Source organism: Streptomyces griseicoloratus (genome assembly GCF_014534645.1).
In the GTDB taxonomy this organism is placed as follows: Bacteria; Actinomycetota; Actinomycetes; order Streptomycetales; family Streptomycetaceae; genus Streptomyces; species Streptomyces griseicoloratus.
In genome coordinates, this window is the sequence record NZ_JACVQF010000005.1 from 24,047 (window position 1) to 34,254 (window position 10,208).

Genomic DNA, 10,208 nt, shown 5'->3' on the forward strand with positions numbered 1-10,208 from the left:
AGCGGCGTCCGCCTGCTCGTGGGATCCGCCCGCAGGAGGGCGTGCGTCAGGCCGTCGGCCGGCCCATCGCCCGGTACGTCCACCCGGCCCGGCGCCACACCTCGGGGTCCAGGGCGTTGCGCCCGTCCAGGACCACCCGGGCCGCCGCGACCTCGCCCAGCGCCTGCGGGTCCAGCTCGCGGAACTCCCGCCACTCCGTCAGGTGCAGCACCACGTCGGCGCCCCGCACCGCCTCCAGCGCGGAGTCGGCGTAGCCGAGGGTGGGGAACAGCCGCCGGGCGTTGTCCATGCCCTTGGGGTCGTACACCGTCACCTGGCCGCCCTGGAGGTGGATCTGCCCGGCGACGTTCAGCGCGGGCGAGTCCCGGACGTCGTCCGAGTCGGGCTTGAAGGTGGCGCCCAGCACCGCGACCCGCTTGCCGAGGAACGGGCCGCCGCCCAGCGCCTGCCGGGCCAGCTCCACCATCTGACCGCGCTGGCGCATGTTGATGGAGTCGATCTCGCGCAGGAACGTCAGCGCCTGGTCGGCGCCCAGCTCACCGGCGCGCGCCATGAACGCCCGGATGTCCTTGGGCAGGCACCCCCCGCCGAAGCCGATGCCGGCCCGCAGGAACTTCTTCCCGATCCGGTCGTCGTGCCCGATGGCCTCGGCCAGCCTGGCGACGTCGCCGCCGGCGGCCTCGCACACCTCCGCCATCGCGTTGATGAAGGAGATCTTGGTCGCGAGGAAGGAGTTCGCGGACGTCTTCACCAGCTCGGCGGTCGGGAAGTCCGTGACGATGAACGGCGAACCCTCCGCCAGCGGCGTCGCGTACACCTCCCGCAGCAGCTTCTCCGCCCGCTCGCTCCTGACGCCCACCACGATCCGGTCGGGGTGCAGGGTGTCCTGCACGGCGAAGCCCTCGCGCAGGAACTCCGGGTTCCAGGCCAGCTCGGCGTCTCCGCCGGCCGGCGCGTGCTCGGCGAGGTAGGCGGCGAGCCGGTCGGCCGAGCCCACGGGCACCGTCGACTTGCCGACGACCAGGGCGGGGCCGCGCAGATGCGGGGCCAGCGACGCCAGCGCGGAGTCGACGTAACTCATGTCGCAGGCGTACTCGCCGTGCTTCTGCGGCGTGTTCACGCACAGGAAGTGCACGTCGCCGAAGGCCGCGACCTCGGCGAAGTCGGTGGTGAAGCGCAGTCGCCCGCTGGAGCCCTCGATCCCCGCGACGTGCTTGCGGAGCAGCTCCTCCAGACCGGGCTCGTACATCGGGACCTCGCCCCGCTGGAGCATCGCGATCTTCTCGGGCACCACGTCCAGGCCCAGGACCTCGAAACCGAGCTCGGCCATGGCCGCCGCGTGGGTCGCGCCGAGGTAGCCGGTGCCGATCACGGTGATCTTGAGGGCCATGGGTGCTCCAGGGTGTACGGCGGACGTGCGGGCCCGAGCATAGCCGGGGCGCCGGGAACCGCCCGGGCCGGCTGTCGCCAAGCTCACCTGTTCACGGCCGTGGATGAAGCCTAAAATTCGAGTTACTTAACGGTAGTTAGCGTGACCAGCATCGCAGCCCTTTGGAGCGTGAGAGACCTTGGCCGGATCGGCTGACTTCGACCTGTACCGCCCGTCCGAGGAGCACGACATGCTCCGCGACGCCGTCCGCTCGCTGGCTGAGGCGAAGATCGCGCCGTACGCCGCCGCGGTGGACGAGGAGGCCCGCTTCCCGCAGGAGGCCCTGGAGGCGCTGGTCGCGAACGACCTGCACGCCGTGCACGTCCCCGAGGAGTACGGCGGCGCGGGCGCCGACGCGCTCGCCACGGTGATCGTGATCGAGGAGGTCGCCCGCGTGTGCGCCTCCTCCTCCCTGATCCCGGCCGTGAACAAGCTGGGCTCCCTGCCGGTGATCCTCTCCGGCTCCGAGGAGCTGAAGAAGAAGTACATGACCCCGCTCGCCAAGGGCGACGCGATGTTCTCGTACTGCCTCTCCGAGCCCGACGCGGGCTCCGACGCCGCCGGCATGAAGACCAAGGCCGTCCGCGACGGCGACACTTACGTCCTCAACGGCGTCAAGCGCTGGATCACCAACGCGGGCGTCAGCGAGTACTACACGGTCATGGCGGTCACCGACCCCACCAAGCGCTCCAAGGGCATCTCCGCCTTCGTCGTCGAGAAGTCCGACGAGGGCGTCTCCTTCGGCGCCCCGGAGAAGAAGCTCGGCATCAAGGGCTCCCCGACCCGCGAGGTCTACCTCGACAACGTCCGCATCCCCGCCGACCGCATGATCGGCGAGGAGGGCACCGGCTTCGCCACGGCGATGAAGACGCTGGACCACACCCGCATCACCATCGCCGCCCAGGCCCTCGGCATCGCCCAGGGCGCCCTCGACTATGCCAAGGGCTACGTCCGGGAGCGCAAGCAGTTCGGCAAGCCGATCGCCGACTTCCAGGGCATCCAGTTCATGCTCGCCGACATGGCCATGAAGATCGAGGCCGCCCGCCAGCTGACCTACGCCGCCGCCGCCAAGTCCGAGCGCGGCGACGGCGACCTGACCTTCCAGGGCGCCGCCGCCAAGTGCTTCGCCTCGGACGTGGCGATGGAGGTCACCACGGACGCCGTCCAGCTCCTCGGCGGCTACGGCTACACCCGCGACTACCCGGTGGAGCGCATGATGCGCGACGCCAAGATCACGCAGATCTACGAGGGCACGAACCAGGTCCAGCGCATCGTCATGGCGCGCAACCTGCCGTAACGGCTGCTGAGTGGGGGGGTGTCCGGTACCGGACACCCCCGGCTCCTTCCGTTCTCAGCGGCCGTCGGCGCGGGCCGGCTCGGGCCCCTCCGGAAGGACCCGCCTCTCACCCGCGAGCAGCTCCGCGCACTGGTCCTGCGCCCGGAGCTGCCGGCCGGGAAGTGAGGGACGTGGCGGCCGGCGCCTACGGCCTCCGCGCCGGCGGGGCGCTCAGTCCTCGAACCCCTCCGCCGCCCGCTTCTCCCGCAGTTCCATGATCGCGCGGCGGCGGGCCAGCCGGTGGGTGCGGCGGATCTGGGCCTCCTGGTAGCGGCGCTTGTCCCGCTCGGTCTCCGGGAGCACCGGCGGCACCGCGCGCGGCTTCCCGTCGGCGTCGACCGCGGCGAACACCAGGTAGGCCGAGCCGACCTGGGTGGCGGGGGCGGACTCGTTCCAGCGCTCGGCCAGGACTCGGACGCCGACCTCCATGGAGGTCCGGCCGGTCCAGTTGACCTGGGCCTTCACATGGACGAGGTCGCCGACGCGGACCGGTTCGAGGAACGCCATCTCGTCCATGGACGCGGTGACGGCGGGACCGCCCGAGTGGCGGCCGGCCACGGCGCCCGCCGCGTCGTCGACCAGTTTCATGATCACTCCACCGTGCACCGTGCCCAGGAGGTTGGTGTCGTTGTGGGTCATGATGTGGCTCAAGGTGGTGCGGGAGGCCGAGGTCGGCTTGCCCGGGATCTCCGGAGTTCCCGACTCGGCGGCTGAGGCCTGGTCTGCCTGGTCTGTCATGGCCTCCACCTTATGCCGAGGCGACATGGGCGTAATTTGTGTCAGCTTCGCAACAGCGCTGACCTTATTTTCCGACGACCCTTGTATGCGGCACAGCCCGCACCGGCACACTGGGGCCCATGAACGATTGGCCCGAGGGATGGTCCGGCGACAACCGCGGCGACCGGTACGGACGCGGCAGCGCGAGCGCACGGCCCGAGAGCGCCCGCGTGATGCGACAGGTCCGCCGCGGTCAGGCGGTTCCGCCCGGCCCGGGCCCGTCGGCGCCGCCGTACGGCGGCCGGGTGCCGCAGCAGCCGTCGTACACCGACGGCCACGAAGGCTACGGCGGCCAGGACGGGTACGACAGCGGCTACAACACCGGCCAGGTCTACGGCACCCCCGGCGGCCGTGGCCCCGGTGGCGCCGCGGCGGGCGGCCCGCGGCCCGCTCCGAACTGGCGGCGCCGGATCAAGTGGACGGCGATCACGGTCGTGACCGTGCTGGTCGTCACCTTCGTCGGCACGTACTTCTGGGCCGACTCCAAGCTCAACCGCGAGGTCGACCTGTCCAAGGTCATCGAACGGCCCGAGGCCGGCGAGGGCACCAACTACCTGATCGTCGGTTCCGACAGCCGCGAGGGCATGACCGACGAGCAGAAGAAGGACCTGCACACCGGGTCCGCCGAGGGCAAGCGCACCGACTCGATGATGATCCTGCACACCGGGGACAACGGGTCGACGCTGATCTCGCTGCCCCGTGACTCCAACGTGGAGATCCCGAGCTTCGTCGGCTCCGAGTCCGGCAAGAAGTACCCGGGCACCGGCCGGCAGGTGAAGCTGAACGCCGCCTACGCGGAGGACGGCCCCGAGCTGCTGGTCCGCACCGTCGAGTACAACACCGGGCTGCGCATCGACCACTACGTCGAGATCGGGTTCGCCGGCTTCGCCAACATCGTGGACGCGGTCGGCGGCGTGGAGATGGACATCCCGCAGGACATCAAGGACACCAAGTCCGGCGCCGACCTCAAGAAGGGCAAGCAGACCCTGAACGGGCAGGAGGCCCTGGCCTTCGTCCGCACCCGGTACGCGCTGGCCGGCTCCGACCTGGACCGGACGAAGAACCAGCAGAAGTTCCTGTCGGCCCTGGCCAGCCAGGTGGCGACCCCCTCCACCGTCCTCAACCCGTTCAAGCTGTACCCGACCATGGGCGCCGGCCTCGACTCCCTCATCGTCGACAAGGACATGGGCCTGTTCGACCTGGCCGACATGTTCTGGGCGATGAAGGGCGTCAGCGGCGGTGACGGCACCTCGATGAACATGCCCGTCTCGGGCAGCGTCGGCGGCAACCTCCAGTGGGACAAGGCCAAGGTCAAGACGCTGGTGGAGCAGCTGAAGAACGACGAGAAGGTCACCGTCTCGGGCGACTGAGCGCACGCCCCGGAGGCCGGGCCCGGCCCGGCCTCCGCGACCGCGGGTCACATCGTGGCGCCCGCCATCGTCCGGCACAGCTCGGCGCAGCGGCGGCAGGAGTCGGCGCAGCGCATCATCTGGGGGTCGTCCGGCAGCGTCATGCACGCCTCCGCGCACATGTCACAGGCCCGGGCGCACACGGCGCACATCTCGCCGGCCATCGGCGAGCGGCGCATCATCATGTCCGCGCACATGCGCGTCGTCTCCGCGCAGTCGATGAGCGAGCGCATGATCTGCGTCTGGGCCTGGCCGCCCCGCTGCAGACAGATGCTCATGGTCTCCTCGCACACCGTGTGACAGGACATGCACGCATCGACGCAGTCCTGCATCTCCTTGCTCATGGCGGTGGTCGGCTGCATGGTGCCTCCTCGGGTGGGACGGGACGCGTGGGCCCCGTCCTTCCGTGGTACGCCCGTCCGGGCGACTCCGCCACGGGGGCGGCCCGGCCGCCGGCCGCCGTCACGGTTTGCCGCAGACCACCTCGTCGCCGCGCACCGCCGTGCCCGACTCCTGCGGCGGCTCCGCCGGCCGCACCTTGCGGACCTTCGCGAAGTCGGCGCCCGCGATCACCCTCAGCGTCGCTCCCTGGCCCTCGACGGGCCTCAGCTCGCTGCCGGGCAGTGCGGCGGCCAGCGACCTCGCCGAGCGGTCCCAGCGGGGGTCGTAGGCGACGACGGTCCGCCGGACCGCGCGCTCCACCGAGTTCACCGGTGTCCGGGTGGTGCGGAACCCGGTCGCGGCGAGGCCGTCGTCCACCCGCTTGCCCAGTCCTGCCGTGTCGGTGCCGTTCTCGACCTGGACGCGGATCTGCCGCGGGTCCACGGGGACGCGCGCGGCCGGCTCGGCCCGCGGCGGCCGGTGCGTGGCCAGCGGCTCGTCCTCGCGCAGGGCCGCGAACAGCCGCTCGGACGCGGCGGGGTCCCACTTCAGGGTCGAGCCGACGCCCTTGACGACGTGGCCCATCTGCCCGATGGGCACGGTCACGAACTCGGAGGAGGAGGGTGAGAAGTTCCGCATCGCCCGCCCCAGGGCCAGCATCTCGTCGGTGCCGAAGCCCTTGTCGGCCCGTACGGAGCCCAGCACCGCCCTCGTCACGTCCCGGAACCTGATCGGGTTCAGCAGGATTCCGGAGGAGGTCGCCCGGTCGATGAGGGCCGCCAGGAAGCGCTGCTGGCGCTTCATCCGGCTCAGGTCGGCGGCCCCGTCGAGGTGACGGGCCCGGACGTACTGCAGTGCCTGCCCGCCGGTCAGTTCGTGCGTGCCGGGGGGCAGGTCGAGTCCGGTGTAGGAGTCCTTCAGGGGTTCGGCGGTGCAGATCCGCACGCCGCCGAGCGCGTCCACCGTCTTCATGAAGCTGGTGAAGTCGACCTCCAGATAGTGGTCGATCTTCACTCGGGTCATGTTCTCGACGGTGCGGATGGTCAGCTGTGGGCCGCCCTCGGCGTAGACGGCGTTGAGTTTGACGGGGTGCCCGCCGTGCTGCTCGCCGGTGGTGCGGTCGGTGTGCGCGGGGGTCACGGCGTAGGAGTCGCGCGGCAGGCTGATCACGCTGGCCCGCTCCCGGTCCTCGGAGATGTGCACGATCATGATCGTGTCGGTGCAGTGGCAGGGCGCGCCGCCGAGGCGGTACCTGCGCCGCTCCTCCTCGCTGATCCGGTCCCGGCCGTCGGTGCCGACCAGCAGGACGTTCATGCCGTGTCCGCCGCGCGGCCGGTTCTTCATGTCCTTGAAGGCGTCGACCCGGGCGATGTCGGCGTCGAGCCCGGAGAGAACGGCGTGCCCGATCCCTGCGGAGGCGAGCACCACCACCGACAGCGTCGTCACCGCCCGCATGGCCCAACGCGGCCTTTTCCGCCGTACGGGGGGCCGGGGCGCTCGGCCGGACGGCCGCGGGCGGCTGCGCTGCGGCGGGGGGCCGCCCTGGGCGGTCGAGGCCGGGACCCTGGTGGATCGGGGCGGCGTGGGCAAGGAGGACACCTCCGCGAGGACGGTTCCGGGGCCGGTTCGTGGGATCCGTGAGCACCGTAGGCCCATACGATCTGCGGCCCGGGGAAGCGGCCCCCGCGGCGCGCACCGCTGTCCCCCGTTCGCGGTAACGTGAGCACCGATGAACGCCAAGTCCGACGTGCGGCTCCCCGCCGTTTCCGTGATCATGCCCGTCCTCAACGAGGAACGGCACCTGCGCGGAGCAGTCCGCGCCATCCTCGCCCAGGAGTACGCCGGCGAGATGGAGGTCGTGATCGCCCTCGGTCCGTCCACGGACCGCACGGACGAGATCGCCGCCGAACTCGTCCGCGAGGACCCGCGGGTGCACACCGTGCCGAACCCCACCGGCCGTACGCCCGCCGCGCTGAACGCCGCCATCAAGGCGTCCCGTCATCCGGTCGTCGTCCGTGTCGACGGCCACGGCATGCTGTCGCCGAACTACATCGCCACGGCCGTGCGGCTGCTGGAGGAGACCGGCGCGCAGAACGTCGGCGGCATCATGCACGCCGAGGGCGAGAACGCCTGGGAGGACGCGGTCGCCGCCGCGATGACGTCGAAGATCGGCGTCGGCAACGCCGCCTTCCACACGGGCGGCCAGGCCGGGCCGGCGGAGACGGTCTACCTCGGGGTGTTCCGGCGCGAGGCGCTGGAGCGGCAGGGCGGCTACAACGAGGAGTTCATCCGCGCCCAGGACTGGGAGCTGAACTTCCGCATCCGCGAGGCCGGCGGGCTGATCTGGTTCTCGCCGGAGCTGCGGGTGTCCTACCGTCCCCGGCCCTCCGTGCGGGCGCTGGCCAAGCAGTACAAGGACTACGGCCGCTGGCGGCACGTCGTCGCCCGCTACCACTCGGGCTCCATCAACCTGCGCTACCTCGCCCCGCCGACCGCCGTGTGCGCGATCGCGGCGGGGATCGTGGTCGGCGCGGTCCTGACCCCGTGGGGCTTCGTCGTACCCGGCGGCTACCTGGCCGCGATCGCCGCCGGGTCGGTCCCGGCCGGCAAGGGGCTGTCGCTGAAGGCGCGCGCGCAGATCCCGGTGGCGTTGGCGACCATGCACATGTCGTGGGGCTGGGGCTTCCTGACCAGCCCGCGGTCGCTGGCCCGCAAGGTGATCGCGAGCCGGCGCCCGGCGGTCCGGCCGGACGCCGATGCCGCCGGGACCCGGTGACGTCCGTCAGGACCAGGTGAACGCCGGGTTCACGTGCATGCAGGCTTCCTCGTCGGCGCCGTTGAGGGCCTCGGCGGACTCGGGGGTCTCGTCGTCCGCCGCGGGCGGCTCGTACGCGGTGCCCTCGCGCCAGTCGGCACCCACGATCAGGGTGACGCCCGAGACGTCGGTCGAGCGCCGCACCGAGTCCGGGGGGATCCCCAGGGACTCGGCGACCCGCCGGGCATCGCCCTCCAGGTCGGCGCTCGGGTAGCGGACGACCGTACGGTCCTCGCTCGGCAGGACCGAGGGGTCCGCGACCGCCTTGGCGAAGCCCTTGTCCACGAGCAGCGCGGCGACCGTGCCGGCGCGGCCGGGTGCCTGGCTCCGCGTGTCGGTGCGGGTGCCGTTGCGGACCTGGACGGCGATCTCGCCGTCTTCGGCGGCCGGGTCGTCCGAGACCTTCGTCTGCGCGCCGGCCGGCTTCTTCTCCGGGTCCTTGCCGTCCAGCGCGATGTCCTCGCGCACCATCCGGAACAACCGCTCCGCGTCCTCGGTCGGCTCGACGCGGGCGCCCACGTACCGGTTGGGCATCGTGGTCATGGTGATGCGCTCCGGCTCCACCTTCCGCAGCTCGGTGCTGAGGTCGTACAGCTTCTTGACGGTGTCCAGGCCGGGGTCGACGGTGAGCGCCCGGGTGGCCTCCTCGGCGAGCCGGCGCAGCTTGCCCGGGCTGCTCAGGGTGGCGTTCTCCCGCAGCACGCGGACCATCGAGCTCATGTACATGTGCTGCGCCTTGGCGCGGGCCAGGTCGCTGCCGTCCTCGAAGCCGTACCGGGTGCGCAGCCACTGCAGGGCCTGCTCGCCCTTCACCGGGTGCGTGCCCTTCTCCAGCTTCAGACCGGAGCCGTGGCCCTGGCCGTCCCGTGAGTGGATGTTGGCGTCCACGCACACCGGGACGCCGCCGACGGCGTCCGCCATGGACACCACGCCGGCGAAGTCGACCATGACGAAGTGGTCGATGTGGATGCCGGTGAGCTCCTGCCAGGTGGCGACCGTGCAGCCGGGGCCGCCGTGCCCGAGGCTCTGGTTGGTCATCACCCGCCCCCGGCTCGCCGGGTAGACCTTCCCGTCGTCCGGGTCGGTGCACTTGGGGATCTTCACCAGGGTGTCGCGCGGCATGCTGACGACCGACATGTTGCTGCGGTCGGCGGACAGGTGCACCAGCATCTGCACGTCCGCGAGCGGGGTCGAGCCGAACGTCTCGCGGGCGCCGCCGAGTTCCCGGTTCTCCTCGGTGTCCCGCGCGTCGGAGCCGATGACCAGGATGTTCAGCGGGGTCTGGCCCGCGGCGTTCGGCGTCGGCTCGGCCACCTTGTGGTCGCCGAGGTTGAGTACGTCCTTCTTGATGTTGTCGTTCAGGTGCTGGTAGTAGAGGTATCCGGCGCCGGCCGTGCCGAGCAGCAGCACGGCGAGGATCACCGCGGTCCAGCGCAGCGCGCGGCGTCCGCGTCGCGGCCGGACTCTGCCGCCGCCCTCACCCCCGCTCTCGCCGTCGCCGCCGCTCTCCGCGGCGTCGTCCTGCTCCCCGGCGTCCGGTGCGTCCGGCCGCGCGTCCTCCACCTGCACACTGCTCCGCGTCACTTCCGCGTCCTCCCCACCCCTGCGCCACGGTGCGGGCCCGTCACCCGCTCTGTGAGACGTACGACGGGCCCGTCAGGTCAACTGGCGCACTGCACCTTGTCGGCCGTGGACTTGTCCACGTCCGGTGTCTCCATCGACGATGCGTTCAGCTTGATTCCGGCGCCCTTGAAGTCCTTGCCGAGGGTGAGGGTCATGGTGGGCAGGCCCTGGGAGTTGGTGACGCTCTCGCCGGGTTTCATGGCCGAGCCGGACAGGCCGAGGATGTCGGCGAGGCGGCGGGCCTGGTCGGCCTGGGCGGGGTCGTACTCCAGGGTCGTCTTCGCCACCTCCGCGGGAGCGTTGCCCGCGTTCTCGGACTTGGTGACGCCGGCCTCGATCTGGAGGTGGTCCAGTTCCTTCTGGGCGCTGCCGCTCGGGGCGCCGCCGTTGAGGATGCGGACGCGGACCTCGCCGGGCTCGGACTTCTCGCCCTTGAGG

The 10,208-nt window shown here is 71.5% G+C and carries 9 protein-coding genes; 3 read left to right on the plus strand and 6 right to left on the minus strand.

The window, feature by feature from the left end; translation table 11 throughout:
- Positions 1-46 precede the first annotated feature (46 nt).
- Positions 47-1,390, minus strand: a complete 1,344-nt coding sequence (locus H0H10_RS00135; protein WP_188178707.1) for a UDP-glucose dehydrogenase family protein — start codon at positions 1,388-1,390, stop codon at positions 47-49.
- Between the two features lie 178 nt (positions 1,391-1,568).
- Between H0H10_RS00135 and H0H10_RS00140 the strand changes: the two genes are divergently transcribed.
- Positions 1,569-2,726 carry an acyl-CoA dehydrogenase gene (locus tag H0H10_RS00140; RefSeq protein ID WP_262506216.1) on the plus strand — a complete coding sequence of 386 codons (1,158 nt, stop codon included), beginning with the start codon at positions 1,569-1,571 and terminating at the stop codon, positions 2,724-2,726.
- A gap of 210 nt (positions 2,727-2,936) precedes the next feature.
- Here H0H10_RS00140 and H0H10_RS00145 read toward each other — a convergent pair whose 3' ends face one another.
- Positions 2,937-3,503 carry an acyl-CoA thioesterase gene (locus tag H0H10_RS00145; protein ID WP_188178708.1) on the minus strand — a complete coding sequence of 189 codons (567 nt, stop codon included), beginning with the start codon at positions 3,501-3,503 and terminating at the stop codon, positions 2,937-2,939.
- Between the two features lie 119 nt (positions 3,504-3,622).
- Here H0H10_RS00145 and H0H10_RS00150 point away from each other — a divergent pair, with 119 nt between their 5' ends.
- Complete coding sequence (locus H0H10_RS00150; protein WP_188178709.1) at positions 3,623-4,912, plus strand: LCP family protein; 1,290 nt, start codon at positions 3,623-3,625, stop codon at positions 4,910-4,912.
- 47 nt (positions 4,913-4,959) lie between these two features.
- Here H0H10_RS00150 and H0H10_RS00155 read toward each other — a convergent pair whose 3' ends face one another.
- Complete coding sequence (locus tag H0H10_RS00155) at positions 4,960-5,313, minus strand: four-helix bundle copper-binding protein (protein WP_188178710.1); 354 nt, start codon at positions 5,311-5,313, stop codon at positions 4,960-4,962.
- 100 nt (positions 5,314-5,413) lie between these two features.
- A complete protein-coding gene (locus tag H0H10_RS00160) occupies positions 5,414-6,922 on the minus strand; it encodes an LCP family protein (RefSeq protein ID WP_444875688.1) in 1,509 nt (502 codons plus the stop codon).
- A 139-nt stretch (positions 6,923-7,061) separates the two neighbouring features.
- On the opposite strand from H0H10_RS00160, the gene H0H10_RS00165 reads away from it, so the two are divergent.
- Entirely contained in the window at positions 7,062-8,108 is a 1,047-nt protein-coding gene (locus H0H10_RS00165) for a glycosyltransferase family 2 protein (RefSeq protein ID WP_188178712.1), read from the plus strand.
- Positions 8,109-8,114: 6 nt separating this feature from the next.
- Here the strand turns inward: H0H10_RS00165 and H0H10_RS00170 are convergent, their stop codons facing one another.
- Both H0H10_RS00170 and H0H10_RS00175 read right to left on the minus strand, forming a co-directional pair.
- The gene (locus H0H10_RS00170) at positions 8,115-9,731 is read right to left on the minus strand and encodes an LCP family protein (RefSeq protein ID WP_188178713.1); all 1,617 of its coding nucleotides are present in this window, start codon (positions 9,729-9,731) and stop codon (positions 8,115-8,117) included.
- Between the two features lie 77 nt (positions 9,732-9,808).
- Positions 9,809-10,208: LytR C-terminal domain-containing protein (locus H0H10_RS00175; protein WP_188178714.1), on the minus strand; the 400-nt coding region annotated here is incomplete at its 5' end.

Excerpts from the sequence above, each read along its gene's own strand:
- H0H10_RS00135 (WP_188178707.1), bottom strand. The coding sequence starts at position 1,390 with ATGGCCCTCAAGATCACCGTGATCGGCACCGGCTACCTCGGCGCGACC.
- H0H10_RS00165 (WP_188178712.1), top strand. The coding sequence starts at position 7,062 with ATGAACGCCAAGTCCGACGTGCGGCTCCCCGCCGTTTCCGTGATCATG.
- H0H10_RS00155 (WP_188178710.1), bottom strand. The coding sequence starts at position 5,313 with ATGCAGCCGACCACCGCCATGAGCAAGGAGATGCAGGACTGCGTCGAT.
- H0H10_RS00150 (WP_188178709.1), top strand. The coding sequence starts at position 3,623 with ATGAACGATTGGCCCGAGGGATGGTCCGGCGACAACCGCGGCGACCGG.
- H0H10_RS00145 (WP_188178708.1), bottom strand. The coding sequence starts at position 3,503 with ATGACAGACCAGGCAGACCAGGCCTCAGCCGCCGAGTCGGGAACTCCG.